Below are 19438 nucleotides of genomic sequence, written 5' to 3'. Positions count from 1 at the left end.
TTTTTGAGGCAAATTTTATGAAAAAAAACTATTTAATAGTATCGGTCGTGATGATTGGCTTTTTTGCTGTATCATTTGTGACTAATATTTTAGGACCTATAATCCCAGATGCAACTAACGATCTGCATTTGACACTTTCGCAAGCTGGGGTATTACCTTTTGCATTTTTTATAGCATATATTATTTCTATTCCTGCAGGTTATGCGCTAGAGAAATATGGATCTAAAAAGATGATCTTATTTGCTTTTTTATTGGGCTCTCTGGGTTCAATTTTATTCTGTCTAAAAGTTAGCTATCTTACTTATATCGTAAGTTTATTTACTGTTGGGACAGCGGCTGCTATTTTACAGGTAGCATTTTGGCCTTTATTAAGAGTTGCTGGTGGAGAGGAGAATTACTCATTTTTCTCTGTATTACAGCAAGTATTTTTTGGTGGGGCATCATTTGTTAGTCCATTTGTACTTTCTTATTTAGTTATGAATCTTCCATATTCTGGAGATAGTAATTATTTTTTACTATTTTTTAATAAGCTAACAGGGACAAACTTTAGTTGGGTTGCTATTTATTGGTTTAATGCAATTGTAATGTTTTTGCTAGTAATATTTATTGCTTTAATTAAATTTCCAAAAGTTGAGTTGAAGGAAGATGAGAAATTAGAAGGTTTTGCTACTGTATTACATCTTCTAAAAAATAAAGTCGTAATAATATATTTTTTAGCGATCTTTGCTTATGTTGGTCAAGAACAAGGAATTAGTGTCTGGATTTCTAAATTCTTGAGTGACTATCATGGCTTTAATACCGAAACTGTAGGCAATACTACTGTAGCATTATTCTGGATCATGCAATGTGTTGGCGGTATTTTAGGTATAGTTTTATTGAAGTTATATAATGTCAAAAATATTTTGAAAGTATTTCTAATTTTACAACTAATATCATTGTCTCTAGCATTGTTTGGACCGGCTACTATGGCTTTGATATTTTTCCCTGTTTGTGGCTTTTTGACATCGATAATGTATGGAGGAGTTTTTTCATTAGGAATGAATTCTCTAAAATCACATCATGGAACAGTATCAGGAATATTCTGTACGGGGATAATTGGTGGTGCTATAGTGCCATTAGTGGTTGGTAATATTGGAGATATCTTAGGCTTAAGAATAGGAATGTGTTTTGTATATCTAACTATAATATATATTTTATATGTAGCTATAACAGCTAAGTCATTAATTGACAATAAAACTATAAAGCTAACAGAATTATTTAAAAAATAAGTTGAAGTGATATGAGTAAAGAAATTCAAATTAAGAATAGAACTGTGGTTGGTGTTGATATCGGTGGCACTAAAGTCAATGCTGGTAGGGTATGTGGAGAAAATTTATTAGACTCTTACTTGAGCAAAATTCCGCCAGATGCAGAACATAATGCTCAATCTGTTATTGATGTTGTCATAGATACTATAGCAAAAGTTTTCACTTCTGAAGTAGAGGGCATAGGCGTTGGTATTCCTAGTGTTGCAGATCGAGAGAAGGGAATTGTATATGATGTACAAAATATTAAATCATGGCAAGAGATTCATCTAAAAGAAATACTAGAGGCAAAGTTTAAAGTACCAGTTTTTATAGATAATGATGCTAATTGCTTTGCTATAGGTCAAAGACTATATGGCAAGGGCAAAGAGCATGAAAATTTTGTTGGTATTACAATAGGCACGGGTATTGGTGGTGGTATTATCAATAAAGGCTCTTTACTAAAAGACTCTAATTGCGGAGCAGGAGAGTTTGGCATGTTGCCATATTTAGATGGAATCTTGGAGGATTATTGTAGTGGCCAATTCTTTATAAAAAAGATAGGTATTGAAGGTGTTGAGATCCTTAAACGAGCAAGAAATAATGATAGCGATGCTATAGACATCTATAAGCAATTTGGTAAACATCTTGGAGTAGCAATAAAGTCTATAATGTATACTTTAGATCCAGAGGTGATAATAATTGCAGGATCAATAATGTCAGCTAGAGAGTATTTTGAAAAAGCAATGTGGGATGAGATTAAAACATTTGCCTTTACTCAGTCAGCTAAAAAAATTAAAATAGAATGGTCAGAAACGGAAGGTGACTTCCAAGTTTTTGGTGCTGCAGCTGTTTATTTGGATAGAAGTAGCAATTTATGATTTTGTTAAAAGAGCAAGGTTAAATGAACAAAACTCAACAGCAAATATTAACCTTTTTAAATGATAAAAAATATGTAAGTGGTGAAGATATTGCCCAAAAGTTAGGTATATCAAGAGCAGCGATTTCAAAAAATATCAAAGCACTTAAGGATAACTATCAAATAATAGTATCTTCTAACTCCAGGGTTGGATATCGACTCCAAGAAAAATTAGATCTAATCAAAGTTGATGAATTAATCAAAGTTTTCAACAATATAAACTATTTTTATTCTATAGACTCAACATCAAAATATGCAATAGAAAATCAGGCTAAGTATAGTGAGAATGCAATTTTCATCTCAGAATTCCAAACAGATGGATTTGGACGATTTAAACGTAAATGGATTTCACCATTTGGCAAAAATATCTACTGTACTATGCTTGAAATAGTTGAGTTAGACATATCGAAACTTAATGGATTATCACTAGTTGTTGGAATTAGTATCGCAAGAGTTCTAAAAAATATTAACTTAGATGCTAAATTAAAATGGCCTAATGATATCTATGTAGATGATAAAAAGATAGCTGGTATTATTATAAATGTTAGTGCCGAAATTAATGGTAGAGCGAAGCTATTTATAGGTTTTGGTATAAATGTTAATATGCAATATAATGAAGAAATATCTAAAGATTGGACATCAATAAAGTTACAATCTCAACGCCATGCTAATCGAACTAACTTAACTATACAAATTATCAAAGCTATTAAGGAAGATTTAGCAGTTTTCATTAATGAAGGTTTTACATATTTTAAAAATGAATTTGAATCACTTAACTATCTAAAAGATAAAGAGTTTTCATTAGCTTTAGTTGATAAAACTTATAATAACTGTAACTATGTTGGCCTAGCAAATAATGGCGAAATTCTTATTAAGAATAGTGAAGGGAATTATTCATTTTCTTCTGGCGATATTAGTATCTTGGATAAATCTATAAAATCTAAATAATCAGCATTTTGAGAAATTTTTGCACTACACTTATATCCTGATAGCTCTTCTATAGTATTTATTTGTTCATCAATGTATTGGATATTTGAGTCATTACAATTAGCAATCCAACCAGTTAATTTAATATTATGACGATTTAACTCATTTATAGTTAGTAAGGTATGGTTTATGCAACCAACTTTTATAGCGGATACTAGTAGTACTGGTATTTGCAGAGCCTTTATTAGATCAAACTGGGTAGCATGATTTGAGTATGGAGTTAATAATCCACCAGCTCCTTCGATAAAGAGAATATCTAAATCTCGACGAGTATACTTATCTTCAATAAATTGTTTGAGATTTTCAATTGAAATATCTACTTTTGATTTTGCTGCTACTATGTGTGGAGCTACAGCTTCACTAAATGAAATTAGGTTTATTTCATCTGCTGTAAATTTGTTCTTATAAGCATTTAGAATACTCTCTACATCTTCACATAGTCCTGAAAATTGGTTTTTACCAGACGCTACAGGTTTCAAACAAAGTGATTTAATATTTTCATACTCACAAGCTTCGATAAGTTTAGTTGATATATATGTTTTGCCTACTTCGGTATCCGTACCAATTATAAAAAACTTTTTCATAAACTACTCCTTAAAACATATAAATAAACCAATATGATAACTAAGGTTTATACAGTCAGTATTTGTAAGAAACTTTTTGATATTTGAAAAGCTAGGTTTATTATTGTTTCCTGTATAAGTATTAACTCCTGTAGATTTTAGGTGATTTGTTAGTTCTTTAAAGTTATTGAATTTAATATCTAAATATAAATCTTCATGATGTAGACAGTTTAAGTCAGATTTTCTGATAAATTCTAAAATGCTAGAACTACTGTGCATTTTATTTATTCTTAGTATGTCTTTTATCTGATGAAAATTGTTATCTAAAACAGTGCTAAAAGCTAAAATTGCACGATTATTTAATTTTTTTGCCAGATTCTTGATTAATATTTCTATGTCTTGACTCCATTGAAATGACATATTTGAAAATATTAAATCATAGCTATTTTTAAGCAGACGTAGATCTGTATCAAAATTAAGTTTTAGTGTGTTTATATTTGTATATTTTGAGTTTTTTGTTAAAGCAATATCGCAAGCATCTATTTGCTTTGCTGAAAATATCCTATTAAGTTCTAATGGCTCTGATAAGTCGCGTACTCCTAGATTTAGAATATTATTAGTATGATTGTAGCTGACTAGTCTTGAATAGTTTAGTGTCTGCTCTAAAAGTGATTGGCGTACTTGATTTTGGATAGTTGAGTTTTTAGAGTAATCTGTAGCTTTTGCAAAGTTACTTTTAACTTGATCATATATGTTCATATTTGACCTCTTTTGAGATAATTTCTAAAGCCTGATGAATTTGGTCAAAGGTATTATTACTATGTAGTGAAAATCTCAATATAGCTTGATCTTTAGGTACTGTAGGATATCTAAAACAAGACACTATTATTTTATTTTCAAAGAGTTTATCTTTTAATCTAAGTGCAAGATTAGCATCATTTAGTTGGATACTTCTAATAGGTGATAAATCTTTAGATACTAGTTTAAGATCTTTATCATCACATAGTCCATTAAAAAAAATGATATTTTGTTGAAGTTTTGTTCGATTATCATTAGCCTTTTCAAGGTTTTTTAGTTGTATCAAAGCAGCTTTTAATATCATTGGTGGTAATGCTGTTGTATAGATATAGTTACGTGCAAATTGTATTAGGTATTCTGCAATTGCTTCTGTAGTACAAACTACAGCACCGACTCCACCAAATGCTTTACCAAGAGGAAAAATACAGATAGGACAATTTTTATAACTTATTTGAAAGCTGTTGATCGCACCACGACCATTTTTACCTAAAATCCCAAAACTATGAGCCTCATCAACTATAAGCTTTTCTGGTGTGATTTTAGCAAGCTTATCAAGTTGAGTAATTGATCCTGAAGTACTAAAGATTCCTTCTGTTGTAGTGAAGCTCTTGCCATCATATATATCTTGAAGGTGACCTAATTGTTGATGTTTATATCTTTTTAGTTTAGCTTGTGAAAGTTTGATTCCATCAATAATAGACGCATGTATATACTTATCTGCAAAGATACTATCATGTTTACTAAATAGCGTTGAATAAATTGCTAAATTTGCCATAAATCCTGAACTAAAAAATATAGCTCTAGGATAGTTAACAAATTTTGCAAACTCATATTCAAATTGTTGTGTCTCATCGGTGTAACCACAGACTATATTAGATCCCTTACTTCCAAAACCATACTTATCAAAACCAGTTACTATGGCATCTTTGAGATTGTGTGCTGATGATAGATCTAAATAATCGCTAGTTGTAAAATCAATAGTAGAATCATCCTTTGCAAAAGGAGTTAACTCTCTTAATAAATTATCCTTTTGATATTGAGTATATTTGTCTTGTAGGTTTAACATAATTCGACATTTGATTCCAAACCAAGCTTAGCTAATAAAAAATTATCAGAATTAACAGTAGCATTATTCTCTGTTAATAGCTTATTACCATAAAATATTGAGTTGATGCCAGCAAGAAAACATAGAGTCTGAGTCTCTAAAGACATATTCTCTCTACCTGCTGATAATCTCAAGCGTGCTTGTGGAAATAGTATTCTTGTAGTTGCTATAAATCTTACTAATTCAAAACTATCAATTTGAGCATCTGTATACTTATCTCCTAGAGGAGTTCCTTTGACAGGTATTAATGTATTGATAGGGATACTTTTTGGAGCAGTGGGTAATTGTAATAGCTCAAGTAATAAATTAAATCTATCATCTAGAGATTCGCCCATACCCAATATACCACCACAACAGACATTTATATCGGCGTTAGCAACATTTCGAATAGTTTCAATTCTTTCTTCAAATTTGCGTGTGGTAATTATTTCAGGATAAAATTCTCTTGAAGTATCAAGATTATGATTGTAGTAATCCAGTCCTGCTTGCTTTAGCTTAGTTGCTTCATCAGAATTAATACTTCCTAGAGTTACACATGTTTCTAAGCCAAGATTTTTGACTTCAGTGATGATCTCAGCTACTTGATCAAAGTCTTTTTTGGGAATGTGCTTCCAAGCAGCACCCATACAGAATCTTTTGGATCCAGCATCTTTCGCATTTTTTGCTTCTGCCAATATACTATCTTTATCTAATAGTTTATGCTTTTCGATACTAGTATTGTAATGGCCACTTTGAGGACAATATTTACAGTCTTCTGGGCAAGTACCAGTTTTGATACTTTTTAGAGAGCATAACTCAATATCATTACCAAAGTTTTTGTTGTGAATTTCTAAGGCTTGTAAAATTAATTCTGTTAATGGTCTTGAGTAAATTTCTTTGATTTGTTCTAATGTCATTTTTTATAAAAAATTGTTTTAAAGTTGTAAAGTATTTTATATCTTGTGTACAATTTATGTCAACTTAATATTTCACAAAAGGTTTACAATATGTATAGCTCAAACATATGGCATCCATGCACGCAAATGAAAGACTTTGAAAAATCACCTCCTATGAATGTTTCTAAAACAGACGGTAGGTATATCTACACAAAAGATAATAGAAAGCTTTTTGATGTTACATCAAGTTGGTGGTGTAAATCTCTTGGACATAGACATCCATACATAATAGATAAGCTTAAAAAACAACTAGATAAATATGAGCATACGATATTTGCAAATACTACAAATGATGAAATAGATAGGTTTAGTCAAAGAATTTGTAATTTGACAGCTATGGATAAAACTTTATACGCAAGTGATGGGTCTTGTGCTATAGAAATAGCCCTAAAAATGACGACACACCTTAGAAGCTTTCAAAATCAGACTAAAAAAACTAAGTTTGTTTGTCTTGAAAACTCATATCATGGTGAGACATTGGCAACTATGAGTGTTAGTGATTGTGGTTTATATTCTGATCCGTATAAGCCATTATTATTTGATAGTTTTAAACTGAAAAATATTCCGTATGTTAGTGGCAAAAGTGATCCACTCTGGTCAGATGCTGAAGGGTATTGGAATAAATCGCAGGAATATCTTGAGCAACACAAAGAATTTATTAATGCGTTAATAGTAGAGCCGATCTGTCAAGGTGCAGGAGGTATGTTGATTTATAGCAAAGATTACTTAAATAGACTTTGTAGGTGGTGTAAGGAAAATGATGTTTATATTATTTTTGATGAGATAATGACCGGAGTAGGGCGACTGGGTAAATTTTTTGCTTATGAATATCTTGATATTAAGCCTGATTTTTTGTGTGTATCAAAAGGATTAACCTCTGGGATTATACCTTTTAGTATTGTTTTGACAAAAAATCAATATTATGAGATGTTTTATGATGATCAGTTAACTAAAGCCTTTTTACATTCACATACTCATAGTGGTAATGTTTTAGGAGCTGTAGTAGCAAATGCAGTATTGGATATATTTGAAGAAGAATATATACTTAACAATGTTAAAGATCTTGAAAAACAATTTTGTGAATCATTTTTAGAACTACAAGAGCAATTACCGATTATAAAAAATATCAGAGGTATTGGAGCAATTATTGCAGCAGATTTAAATATTGATAAAAAAAGAGCTGGCTTAGATGTCTATCGAGAAGCTATAAAATTAGGAGCATTATTAAGACCACTAGGAAATACTATCTACTGGCTACCACCACTAAATAGTACACAACAAGAAATTGAGTTGTTAAAGAACGCAACAAGACAATCTATATTAAATACATTTAGTTAAACTACTTTTTACGATTATTGAAATACTCTCGATCGGCAATATATATAGTTTTGGTTGCTTCAGCATAAATATTATTATCAGTATCTTCATAGCAGACAGGTAAGCTAATTACAGATTTATTCTTAGTTATAACATCTTGCTTTATTTTATTGATAATCTCTTGTGATAGTAGAAATCTTGCATAAACATGATGCGTAATAGGTCTAAGATAATCTATATTAGCTGATAAATCCCAAACCACATAATCATCACCAAGAATATTACATAACTGTAATGGATAAATTGGATCTAATGATGAGTATATAGCTCCACCAAAACCAGTACCATGATAGTTTTTGGTATTATCTGTTAAATTAAATCTTAGATGTACTTCCAAAAAGTCATTTGAAACAAAAACTATCTCACCACCAGTTGCAACAAAAGCAGGTAAGTCATTAAATTTTCTAATAAGTTCTTCTGATTTCTCACCAGATTTTTTATCAGTTTTAAAAATTGGAATCATATATCTAACCAATATCTATCGTTTATTTATAAACTCAATTACTTTATCTAAAGCTATCTTAGGATTTTCAAATGGAACTACACCAAGTCCTCCAATAAAACCATGATACATTTCATCATCATAGTGAGTTTCAACATAAGTACCTTGTTGTTTTAGCTTCTCTTCATAAGCATAAATCCCATCTATAAGGATATCATGAGTAGCCGCTACAATTAGTGTATCAGGTTGTTTCGTATCTTTATAAAATAATGGAGATATTGTAGGTTGTCTAAGTTTTTTAGGCTCTGACATTATGTCTTCACCTATATATCCTTTTAGAAATAGCTCGCACCATTCGGTAGTTAGGTGATATTTATACTCATCAAATTTAGTATTGCTGTCATATTTAGTATACATATCAACAGCAGGATAAACCAAAATTTGTGCTTTTGGCATATTTTCTTGACGTTCATGGCATATTATAGTTACAAGATTTCCACCAGCACTATCGCCCATTACAAAGATATTTTCAGTAGATAAATTAAACTTAGTAATATTTTCATAAAGCCAGTCATAAGCATATAGCGCATGATTAACAGCAGCAGGATACTTATCTTCAGGACCTAAGCCATACTCTAATGAGAAAATATTTAAATTACCTTGATCACATAAGTATCTACATACGTGATCATAAGTATCTATAGAGCTCAAACACCAACCACCACCATGAATAAAAAGTACAGCTTTATCAGATGCTTTTTTAGGTTTATAGTGCCTTAATATAGTATCATTTTCTAACTTAATATCTTCTTCGATAATATCAGGGTGAGGTAGGCGCTTGATTTGTGCTATTGAAAGATCTGCAAATATCTTACGCTGATCTCTTAAATCTAATTTTTTTATTCTTCTTATTTCCGGAGTATCTAATAGCGACTCTAATGCTGGATGGTATGGCATAATTTTTCCTTACTAAATTTTATGTACTCTTATAATATCAATATTGAGTTTTTCTAATTTTCTTGAAAGTTCTCTTGTGGCACTATCTAAAGTACTGATGTTACTATCTTTAGGAATACCTAATACAGATGGTTTACGTGAATGTCCAACTAGTGCTTTTAGATTTAGTTTTTGTTTTATATTAACAATATTTTCTAATAAGTATTTTGCAGTATCTGTTTTTTTACCAAAACCAAAGCCTACATCAAAATATATATTTTGTTGCTCTACACCATGGTTTAGGAGAATTTGTTTTTTGTTTTCAATAAATTCACATACGTTAGCTATAGCATTTTCTTTATCTAAATACTGGTTTCTATCTGTGATGCCTAAATTATGAGTTATTACATATTTCTTTTTATATTTAGCTATAAGTTGAACTTTTTTCTCAATATCATTACATTCAACATCATTTATCATCCAGATGATATCATGATGTTTTTCTAAGATTTTACTCATGACTTCAAATCTACGTGTATCAATACTTACAAGAGGTTTATAATTCAAATCATTAAGTTGTTCTTTAAGATATTCTAAGAAATCATCTAATTTATTAAACTCTTCATCTACACTAGTAGTAGTAGCATTAGGCTTGGTTGATTCAGCACCAATATCAATAATTTCAGCACCATTATTTATTAGCTCAATAAAATTTGATTTACGCTGAGTATCATCAAAATCTCCGTCTGAAAAAGACTGATCTGATAAGTTAACTATACCCATGCGCATTGTATTTGATAGTGTTTGATTAAGTTTTTCAATTGGTTCTAGCTCTTTTAGTCTTAGGCTTAGATTCCATTCAACATATTTTGGATGGTGCCAACCTTTGGATAGTTCTAGTAATGGAGCTAGAGCAAAGCTACGGTTTATTAATTCTTTGTGAGGGATTGTAAGTTTAGCTGTATCTACTACTAAATCCTCAGCTGATAGTATATCTAAATCAATAAGCCTAGGAGACCAAATTGGAGCATCTAAATCTCTACCAATTTTTTCTTCTATATCTTTTAAAACTATCAACAAATCTTGAGGTTTGAGAGAGGTGCTAATTTTTACAGCGGTATTTAAAAATGTAATATCCCATTCTTTTGGGGCATTTTCTTTGAGTAATGCTTTACTACTATATAAGCTAGCTTTTCTAATAATTCTTATGTTTTGGTGTGATGCTAGAGCATCTAACGCAAGATGAACATTCTCGATAGTGAAACCAATATTTGTTCCAATCCCTATAATATATTGCACATTAATTCCTAATAATAAAAGAAGCAGAGCCTATCTGTGAAACTGGGGGCTTTTTGTTAAGTTTCAAGTATTTGATTGTTATATCTCTATGTTTTTCTCCAATAAACAGATAAATTTGCTTAGCTAAGTACTCTATAAGATTACAGCTAATGTTATCACAAAAGTGTTGAATGTTATTTCTAAGAGTATAATAGCAAATAGTTTCTTCAAGATTATCAGAATTACTTGCGCTATAGTTTTGGCTAAACTCAAGTTCTAAGTCTAGAGTTATCATTTGCTTGTGAGATCTTTCCTCTTCAGAGCAGCCAAGACTTACATATATTTCCATATTAGATAAAAACAGAGATTGTTTCATTTTGTTAGATAAATTAGAGTAAATTTTGTTATTTAATATATCATATTGGCAAATGCTTATATAACTTATTGCCCGCAAATATGTATCAACTTAGAGATTTTTTAGCAAATATAGAAAAATATGGTAAAGATACTTATATATATTTTGATAATACTAAATATAGCTATTATGAAATTTTGCAAAAATCATATAGTTTAGCTAGGTTTTTAGAGTCATTCGGTTCTAAAAAAATATACTCAAATCTCAAAAACTCGCCATTATCTGTAAGCTTATATATAGCTAGTTGGATAGCAGATATAGATATTTTTGTGCCAATCAATCCAAGATTGGTTGATAATGAGCTAGCAGCGATAATTGAAGGTGATAGTTTATTTATCACAGATAAAATATCTAGTCTTGAAGTAAATAAATTATATATAGAAAATCCGACATCATTTTTTGAAAGTCTTGAATATACGCAAGATTATTCGATTTATGCTAGATCTCTAACAGTGCATGTAAGTTCTGGGACAACAGGATTTTATCAAAAGCATTTTCATGATATTAATCAAATAATCAATTATGCTAATGATAGAATTAATGATTTAGGTCTTAAACAAAATGACCACTTATTAGTAGCATTGTCAATAAATCATGCTTTTGCTTTTTCTTATCAAATCTTACCAGCATTAGCTATGGGTTTAAATATAACGATTATCCGTGAATTTGATGCAAAATTAATAGCAGAGATTATTAACCAAAATAATGTAACTGCTTTAGCACTGTTACCAACAATGTATCATTTTTTGTTAGAGCAAAATATTCATAGTAACAATAATTTATGCTATCTAAGTGTTGCTGGTGATATAGTTAGCGAAAGTTTAGCAAATCAAGTTGAAAATAAACTTGGTATACCATTGCTAAATGGTTTAGGTATGACAGAGGTTTTTGGATATGGTCAAAATATATCTGCCAATACAGTTAATAAAGTTAAAGTTTTTGCAGATACTCAAGTAAAAATAGTTAAATTTGAAAATAGTGACTATGGTAAAATCTTCATCAAAAATAATATGCTACCTCTAAATATTAAAACTGAGTGGTTAGAAACAGGAGATATAGGTAGTTTCGATTCTCAAAGCCATGAGCTTAGTTTTTATGGACGCTATAAAGATATAATTATAAAATGCGGCTCAAATATATCTCCAATTGAGTTAGAAGCAGCGGTTTTGAAAATACTAAATATTGATGATTGCATAGTTACATCTAAAAAAGATAAAATATGGGGGGAAACTGTTTGGGCATATTTGGTGGCATCTGAGCAGTACTCTTTAGAGTTTATAAATAACCAGTTGAGTAATTATGTAGCTGAATACAAAAAATTAGATGGAATTATTTATATTGATGAAATTCCAACTACTACAACTGGTAAAACTGATAGAAAAAAACTAAAAGAAATGATTAATCATGAGTAATATCCAATTACCACAATTTGCAATTCTTGAAGATACTTTAATGAATAAGCAAAGCTACTATTTTTACAATCCAGTTGCAGAAGTTATAGCTAACGATAAAGAATCACTTGAGTTAGCTTTTGGGCAATTGGAAGAACTGCAGCAACAAGGCTCATATCTAGTTGGGTATTTAAGTTATGAAGCTAGTTATTATCTTAATAATAATCTTTATGATTTATGCGATTTTGATGATGGTAAATTACTTCATTTTGTCGCTTTTAGTAATTATTCAAATGAAATCCCCAAGAATATAGTTTCAGATAAAAATATAGGTCTAATGATAGATAGTCTTCATTTTGCAGATTATCAAAGAAGCTTTGATGAAGTTCAACAAGCACTTATTAATGGTGAAAGCTATCAGATTAATTTAACTAAAAATATCTTAGCTACTACAAAGCTTACTAGCTATGAGTTGTACAATAAGCTCAAACAACAACAATCAGTTAAATATGCTGCATATTTACCATTTTTAAACCCAGATATAATATCAATTTCACCTGAGCTTTTCTTTAAAAAAGAAGCTGATAATTTACTTGTCAAACCAATGAAAGGTACAGCAAAGCTGACTGATAATGACTTAGAAGGTCAAAAGATATATCAAGAATTATCATCATGTGATAAGAATAGGGCAGAGAACTTAATAATTGTTGATCTTTTGCGTAATGATTTATCCGCTATTGCAAAAACTCATACAGTTAATGTAGATAAACTTTTCTCAATAGAGAAATACAAAAATCTATTACAAATGACTTCACAAATCTCAGCAAAAGTAGATGAGCAGATATCCTTTCGAAAGCTTTTAGATGGCTTATTTCCTTGTGGTTCGATTACAGGAGCTCCTAAAAAACGAACTATGGAACTAATCAAACAAATAGAAAAAGGTAAAAGGGGAGTCTATACTGGAAGTATTGGATATATTATGCCAAATAATGATATGTGCTTTAATGTTGCTATTCGCACGATTCAACAATATCATGATAACTTACAAATTGGCGTGGGTGGTGGTATTACTGTTTATTCAGATGCACTGTCAGAATGGCAAGAAATGAATACTAAGATAAACTTTATACGACAAATTTACCAACCAGATTTTTGCTTAATTGAGAGTATTTATTACCATAATAAATTTAGAAATTTAGAGTTACATTTTGATAGGCTTGGGGACTCTGCTAGACAGTTATTTTTTGATATCGATATTTGCAAGATTAGAGATCAACTATATGACTATGTAGAGCAATTAACTGATGATAAAGAATATAAAATCCGACTAGAATATCATTATGATAAGTCTATAAATATCGAGCATACTGAAATTAATACTACAGATCAACAAGCTATTAAACTAAAAATCTGCCCTGAGAAAATAAATTCAGCGAATAAATTATTTCAGCACAAAACTACACATAGTTCGACACGAGGCTTTTATACTCAAATGCATCACAAATACATTCATGAAGATAATTGTGAGCTTATCTATTTAAATGAAAAAGATAATATTACTGAAACTAGGTTTCATAATATAGTTATTGAGAAAAATGATAAACTTTACACGCCAAAATTAGAAGATGGTGTCTTGGCTGGTGTTGCAAGAAAATCTTTAATTTCTCAAGGCAAACTGCAATCCAAAAGCCTAAGTTTTGATGATCTAAAAACTGCTGATAAAGTATATCTTATCAATAGTGTCAGAGGCTTAATACCAGCGTATCTGGAGATTTGAAATGGTTTTATATATCGATCATTATGATTCATTTAGTAGTACGATTGTTGATTATATAACTTATCTTGGCTATCAAGTATCAATGGTAAAAACTGATGAGCAAATTGATAATATTGAGCAATATTCTCATATTATTATTGGTCCAGGACCAGGTCATCCAGATGAGCTTAAAAATATCTATCCAATCATTGAGTATTGTCAGCAAAATAATTTGCCTTTGTTAGGAATATGTTTAGGTCATCAGCTTATTGCTCAATATTATGGAGCAAAAATCATAAAAGCTAAACAAATATACCATGGTAAACTCTCTGAGATTAAACAACTTCAATCATCAGCATTATATAAAGATCATCCACTGAAATTTGCTGTAACACGTTATCATTCTTTAACTGTTAATGATATTAAAGAGCCTTTGATTACTTTAGCCTCAACCGAGAATGATGAAATTATGTCTTTTGCTCATCGAAATGCAAATATTTTTGGTGTTCAATATCATCCAGAAGCATATTTGACCGAATACGGTTTATTAACTTTAAAGAGTTTTTTAGCTCTTTGATTATATTTTTTGAGGTTTTATATAAAAGCTTAAAATATTAGCAATAATCAATAATCCCAAGAATAAACCATAAGCTATTTTATAACTCAAAAAAGTAGCAAAACCATAATCTACGGTAGCTTTTTGGATATACGCAGCTAGTGGATTAATAATGCTATTTAAGATATATTCAACCAAAAATAATAGTGATATAATATACTGACAAGATAACTTTGCTTACGTTTATTTGCAGTATCAAAAACTATACCTGTAAAACCAAAACCAATACCAAAAAACAATGCAGCCAAACTAAGTATATAAATATTACTGATGTTGGTATAAAAGATCATAATAACTGAAATACTAGTTAGTGATGTAAAAATAAAAATATGACTTCTTTTGAGAAATTGAGTAGCAATAATTAGACCAACAACGATTGAAGCAATACCAGAAGCAAGTGATGCAATACTATTACCTATTAAACCAGCTTGTTGGCTAGCTAGCTTAGTATTTAATAAGATAGTATTTCCCCAATAGCCAATAGTGTTGAAAAAGACACAAGTAAAAAGACTAGCATAAAGTATCGTAAAGATTATTTGTCTATCTTTGAAAATATCTTTAATACCAGCAAAATAATCACTAAATGATTTGATATCATCGCTTCTAGGAATCCTACCATATTTAAATCTGCTAATAGAGTAGAGCATCAATATAACAAGCATAATACCTGCTAATGTCACAACTATGTAAGTATAATTATATTGCTTAACAGCATAATTTAGTGGCGCTCCTGAAATAGAAACTGCTAACGAGCCAAAGAAATAAATAAAACCTGTCGCAATTGCAAATAGACGCTTACTAAGAATAATACTTGTTAGTCTATAAGCACTCATCATAGCAAAAGCTGTTCCGACACCTATAATAAATCGTGAAGTCAGTAGAGTCGTTGAGTTAGTAGGAAACGCAAAAATTATAGTTCCAACTAGAACTATTGTCATCGCAATCATTACAGGGATATCAATACCATATCTATCAACAATAACTCCAACAGGTATTTTCATAATTAGCATTGCGATGCTGTATATTGATATAGCAAAAGCAATGTCAATACTAGAAAATCCATATTGATTTATCAATGGTATAGAAAATGCTGAAAGTGAAGTATTTATCATGCGAGTATACATATAAAATGCTACTGCACTTAACCATATTAAGATTAGGAAGATTTTTTTGGACATTTATTTACACTTTTTTTCTTAAAAAAAATATTCCTAGAATACTTAATAATATAAAAATAATACTTATTACAGCCGTAAGATTAACAGAAAATATGATTATAAATCCTCCAAATATACATATTAAAGCATTACCAAGCATTGCAAGAGATGTGCGAAAACCTAATATTTCACCTTGTTTATTATTTGGAGTAGCATCAGAAAGCATAACAAGTTGTAGATTATTAGCAGTACCATAAGCAACCCCTAAAATAACAAATTGTAGAATAACCAAATATAAGTTACTTGAAATTAGTAACATATAGCCAAGAATCATAATAAAAAATACAACATATAGGCTTTTCTTAGTTGCAAATCTTTTATTTAAAAAAGAAGGGACATATATAACTCCAAGACAGAGACTTATACTATAAACAGCTGTTAATATCGCAATAGGAAGAGCATCCATATTCCAATTACTAGCTAATATTATTGGATAAAACTCGTAGTATGTCATAATTGATAATGATAAAAAAGTGCTACTCAATAGTAGGTGTCTTATTGTGAGATTATTTGCTACTTTTGATAAATTCTTGAAAATTCTAAATTCACTTAATAAATTAAATTTTTCATGAGATATTTCAGAAACCGTTTCTGTAAGTTTATATTTAACTAATACTACCAATGCAACTGATATGAAAGATGCAAAGATAAAAGGAGTCTCATAATCAAACCAAGATACTATATTTGAATTGCAAAATATAGCACCTAAAATAGGTCCAAGCACATACCCTAAGGAGACTGTAGCAGATAATATCCCTAAGTCTTTTTGTTTATTAGTTGTGATATCTACAATATATGCTTGAGCCACAGCATAATTAGCTTCAAAAATTCCAGTTAAGAATCTCGTTATTACTAATAGTAATATGCTACCTTTGAGTATAGCAATAAAAGATAGGAAATATCCTATAGCTGCAAAGATAAGCGTATTTGTTAATACTTTTTTACGACCATATCTATCAGAGAATTTTCCAATTATCGGAGCACCTATAAACTGACCAAGAGGGTATGCAGCTAAGGTAAATCCTAAACCTATATTTAGAATATCTCTAGAAGAGAAAGAAAATAAACTATCATCATTAATAAATAAAGGAGCAAAAATAGCATAAGGCATTGACGTACCAACAACACTAAAAAATATTATTAGTAATAAAAAATATATTTGTATTTTATTGCTTAATTTATTATTCATTTATTTATTAGAACGGTATTGGATATTTTCTTCTAACTTTTTCGATATCTGCTAATACTTCAGCTGACAAATCAAGATTTATAGCATCAATATTAGTCTTTAGTTGTTGCATAGTAGTTGCCCCAATTATACTAGAGCTCATATATTCTTTTCTAATTGTGAAAGCTATCGCCATTTGGCAAACATCTAGATTATGTTTCTTAGCGATTTCTAAATATTCTTCAACAGACAAGTCAACTGTAGCATTTTGTCTAGTTGCAAATCGAGCTTTCTGCTCAGGTGATCCCATAACCTCATCAGACATTCTACTTCCAGCGGGGATATTACCATCTAAGTATTTACCACTTAAAATTCCCATTTGTAGTGGTGACCATGCTAGATAAGATATATCTTCAATAGCACAAGTCTCCATTACATCAGTTTCATCTCTTCTTCTAAGTAAGTTATACTCATTTTGTAAACTAACTATTCTTGGTAGATTATGTTCTTCTGCTAAGTTAATAAACTGATTTAGACCCCAAGCTGAATCATTTGATAATCCAATATGTCTAATCTTTCCAGCTTTGATTAACTCATCACATGCTTTAAGTGTTTCAAGAATATTATCTTGTATTTGTTGTTTAGCATTAGCACCCTGAGCTGGTTCAAATGACCACCAATCTGCAAAATGATAGTTCGGTCGATTTACAGTCCAGTGAAATTGATATAAATCGATATAGTCTGTCTTTAATCTTCTAAGACTATTATCAACAGCTGAAATAATATTTTCACGATTTATCTGAGGATTTTTCTCATTTCTAGCCCAAGGAATAGGCGAGAATTTCGTAGCTAATATAACATCCTGTCTTTTCTGTCTAGAAGCAAACCAGTTACCAATTATCTCTTCTGTCTTACCATAAGTATCAGGTGTTGGTGGAACAGCATATAGCTCAGCAGTATCCCAAAAATTAACTCCTTGAGAGAGAGCATAATCCATTTGTTCAAAACCTTGATCCTGAGTATTTTGTGCCCCCCAAGTCATAGTTCCAAGGCAGATTCTACTTATATCAATATTAGTTTTACCTAGTTTTGTATATTTCATATTTATCTTTAATTATTTAAAACTGTGAAAATTATAACAAATAATAGCCAAAATTTGATTTGTATTTAGTTTTTCTAAAATGGGACAGGATATTTTCTTCTAACTTTTTCAATATCAGCTAAAACTTCATCAGATAGGTTTAGATTTATCGCTTCAATATTTGTTTTTAGCTGTTCCATAGATGTAGCTCCAATTATGCTACAACTCATATAGGCTTTTCTAATTGTAAAAGCTATAGCCATTTGACATATATCAAGATTATGTTTTTCAGCGACTTTGATATATTCAGTGACAGCATCATCATTAGTAGCAAATCTAAAAGCATAACGGTCTTCTTGTCCGTCTAGAACTTCAGCAGACATTCTAGTACCAGCAGGGCGAGCACCATTGCGATATTTACCGGTTAAAACTCCTTGTTCAAGTGGTGACCATGCAAGATATGATATCTCTTCAAGAGCACATGTCTCCATGATATCCGTTTCATCTCTACGGCGATTCAGATTATATTCATGCTGAATACTTGCAAGACGTGGTAGATTATGTTTTTCTGCTAAGTTAATAAATTGATTTATCCCCCAAGCTGAATCATTTGACAGCCCTATATGTCTAATTTTTCCAGCTTTAACTAACTCATCACAAGTAATTAGAATTTCATAGATATTATCAACTATACGTTGTTTATTTTGTTGACCTGCTAAAGGTTCAAAATCCCACCAATTACCAAAATGATAGTGAGGTCTACTTGTCGGCCAATGGAATTGATATAAATCTATGTAATCAGTTTGTAAGCGCTTTAGACTATTATTTACAGCATCAATGATGTTTGTCTTATCAGTAATAGGATTTTGCTCATTTCTAGCCCATGTCATAGGCGAAAACTTAGTCGCTAATACTACATCATTTCGTTTCTGCCTTGTTTTAAACCAGTTACCGATTATTTCTTCAGTTTTGCCATAAGTCTTAGCAGTAGGAGGGATTGCATACATTTCTGCTGTATCCCAAAAATTAATACCTTGTGCAAGAGCATAATCCATCTGCTCAAAGCCTTCATCTTGAGTATTTTGACGTCCCCAAGTCATAGTACCAAGACATATTCTACTAACATCAATATCAGTTTTACCAAGTTTAGTATATTTCATAGTTAACTTTT

Annotated in this window: 18 protein-coding genes and 1 pseudogene; 7 read left to right on the top strand and 12 right to left on the bottom strand. The window is 30.4% G+C overall.

Translation table 11 applies throughout. The features are described 5' to 3' along the window. Window positions 1-17 precede the first annotated feature (17 nt). The 3 genes from F3D59_RS06740 to F3D59_RS06730 are packed head-to-tail and all read left to right on the top strand — an operon-like array spanning window position 18 to window position 3150. A complete protein-coding gene (locus tag F3D59_RS06740) occupies window positions 18-1268 on the top strand; it encodes a sugar MFS transporter (RefSeq protein ID WP_150464279.1) in 1251 nt (416 codons plus the stop codon). Window positions 1269-1279: 11 nt separating this feature from the next. After that, window positions 1280-2164 carry an ROK family protein gene (locus tag F3D59_RS06735; protein ID WP_088821188.1) on the top strand — a complete coding sequence of 295 codons (885 nt, stop codon included), beginning with the start codon at window positions 1280-1282 and terminating at the stop codon, window positions 2162-2164. A gap of 23 nt (window positions 2165-2187) precedes the next feature. After that, window positions 2188-3150 (top strand): biotin--[acetyl-CoA-carboxylase] ligase, encoded by a 963-nt coding sequence (locus F3D59_RS06730; RefSeq protein ID WP_150464278.1) that lies wholly within the window; start codon window positions 2188-2190, stop codon window positions 3148-3150. On the opposite strand, the gene bioD is transcribed toward F3D59_RS06730, so the two are convergent. The 4 genes from bioD to bioB are packed head-to-tail and all read right to left on the bottom strand — an operon-like array spanning window position 3093 to window position 6551. Next, the gene (bioD, locus tag F3D59_RS06725) at window positions 3093-3773 is read right to left on the bottom strand and encodes a dethiobiotin synthase (RefSeq protein WP_150464277.1); all 681 of its coding nucleotides are present in this window, start codon (window positions 3771-3773) and stop codon (window positions 3093-3095) included. The genes F3D59_RS06730 and bioD overlap by 58 nt on opposite strands. Before the next feature lie 3 nt (window positions 3774-3776). Then, window positions 3777-4511, bottom strand: coding sequence for a biotin synthase (locus F3D59_RS06720; protein WP_150464276.1), 735 nt, complete (start codon window positions 4509-4511; stop codon window positions 3777-3779). Beyond that, window positions 4498-5616, bottom strand: a complete 1119-nt coding sequence (locus F3D59_RS06715) for an aminotransferase class I/II-fold pyridoxal phosphate-dependent enzyme (protein ID WP_150464275.1) — start codon at window positions 5614-5616, stop codon at window positions 4498-4500. The genes F3D59_RS06720 and F3D59_RS06715 overlap by 14 nt, the downstream gene beginning before the upstream one ends. After that, entirely contained in the window at window positions 5610-6551 is a 942-nt protein-coding gene (gene bioB / locus F3D59_RS06710; RefSeq protein ID WP_150464274.1) for a biotin synthase BioB, read from the bottom strand. Before bioB ends, F3D59_RS06715 begins: the two co-directional genes overlap by 7 nt. Window positions 6552-6641: 90 nt before the next feature. Here bioB and bioA point away from each other — a divergent pair, with 90 nt between their 5' ends. Then, the gene (gene bioA, locus F3D59_RS06705) at window positions 6642-7928 is read left to right on the top strand and encodes an adenosylmethionine--8-amino-7-oxononanoate transaminase (protein WP_191092451.1); all 1287 of its coding nucleotides are present in this window, start codon (window positions 6642-6644) and stop codon (window positions 7926-7928) included. A gap of 1 nt (window position 7929) precedes the next feature. On the opposite strand, the gene F3D59_RS06700 is transcribed toward bioA, so the two are convergent. From F3D59_RS06700 to F3D59_RS06685, 4 genes are read right to left on the bottom strand one after another with little or no spacing between them, the layout of a single operon-like run. After that, window positions 7930-8430: a PaaI family thioesterase gene (locus F3D59_RS06700; protein WP_146421418.1), complete on the bottom strand. Its 501-nt coding sequence runs from the start codon at window positions 8428-8430 to the stop codon at window positions 7930-7932. A 15-nt stretch (window positions 8431-8445) separates the two neighbouring features. Next, window positions 8446-9366: a pimeloyl-ACP methyl ester esterase BioJ gene (gene bioJ, locus F3D59_RS06695; protein WP_150464272.1), complete on the bottom strand. Its 921-nt coding sequence runs from the start codon at window positions 9364-9366 to the stop codon at window positions 8446-8448. 12 nt (window positions 9367-9378) lie between these two features. Next, window positions 9379-10644 (bottom strand): dihydropteroate synthase, encoded by a 1266-nt coding sequence (gene folP, locus F3D59_RS06690; RefSeq protein WP_150464271.1) that lies wholly within the window; start codon window positions 10642-10644, stop codon window positions 9379-9381. Between the two features lies 1 nt (window position 10645). Beyond that, entirely contained in the window at window positions 10646-10999 is a 354-nt protein-coding gene (locus F3D59_RS06685; protein WP_150464270.1) for a dihydroneopterin aldolase, read from the bottom strand. A gap of 80 nt (window positions 11000-11079) precedes the next feature. Here F3D59_RS06685 and F3D59_RS06680 point away from each other — a divergent pair, with 80 nt between their 5' ends. The 3 genes from F3D59_RS06680 to F3D59_RS06670 are packed head-to-tail and all read left to right on the top strand — an operon-like array spanning window position 11080 to window position 14762. Next, on the top strand, window positions 11080-12450 hold the full coding sequence (locus F3D59_RS06680) for a class I adenylate-forming enzyme family protein (RefSeq protein ID WP_150464269.1): 1371 nt from the start codon (window positions 11080-11082) through the stop codon (window positions 12448-12450). Further along, window positions 12443-14206 carry a bifunctional chorismate-binding protein/class IV aminotransferase gene (locus F3D59_RS06675; RefSeq protein WP_150464268.1) on the top strand — a complete coding sequence of 588 codons (1764 nt, stop codon included), beginning with the start codon at window positions 12443-12445 and terminating at the stop codon, window positions 14204-14206. Before F3D59_RS06680 ends, F3D59_RS06675 begins: the two co-directional genes overlap by 8 nt. Before the next feature lies 1 nt (window position 14207). Beyond that, complete coding sequence (locus F3D59_RS06670; RefSeq protein WP_150464267.1) at window positions 14208-14762, top strand: anthranilate synthase component II; 555 nt, start codon at window positions 14208-14210, stop codon at window positions 14760-14762. Here F3D59_RS06670 and F3D59_RS06665 read toward each other — a convergent pair. The 4 genes and pseudogenes from F3D59_RS06665 to F3D59_RS06650 form a co-directional block, all read right to left on the bottom strand. After that, a pseudogene (locus F3D59_RS06665) lies at window positions 14763-15979 on the bottom strand (MFS transporter). It lies immediately after the preceding gene. 4 nt (window positions 15980-15983) lie between these two features. Then, window positions 15984-17207, bottom strand: a complete 1224-nt coding sequence (locus F3D59_RS06660; protein ID WP_150464266.1) for an MFS transporter — start codon at window positions 17205-17207, stop codon at window positions 15984-15986. Window positions 17208-17214: 7 nt separating this feature from the next. Then, on the bottom strand, window positions 17215-18288 hold the full coding sequence (locus tag F3D59_RS06655) for an aldo/keto reductase (protein WP_150464265.1): 1074 nt from the start codon (window positions 18286-18288) through the stop codon (window positions 17215-17217). A gap of 74 nt (window positions 18289-18362) precedes the next feature. Continuing rightward, window positions 18363-19427: an aldo/keto reductase gene (locus F3D59_RS06650; RefSeq protein ID WP_150464264.1), complete on the bottom strand. Its 1065-nt coding sequence runs from the start codon at window positions 19425-19427 to the stop codon at window positions 18363-18365. Between the last annotated feature and the right edge of the window lie 11 nt (window positions 19428-19438).

Source organism: Francisella sp. XLW-1 (assembly GCF_008711455.1).
In the GTDB taxonomy this organism is placed as follows: Bacteria; Pseudomonadota; Gammaproteobacteria; order Francisellales; family Francisellaceae; genus Francisella; species Francisella salimarina.
The sequence above is the reverse complement of the archived record's forward strand: the minus strand, read 5'-3'. Positions and strand labels throughout refer to the sequence as shown.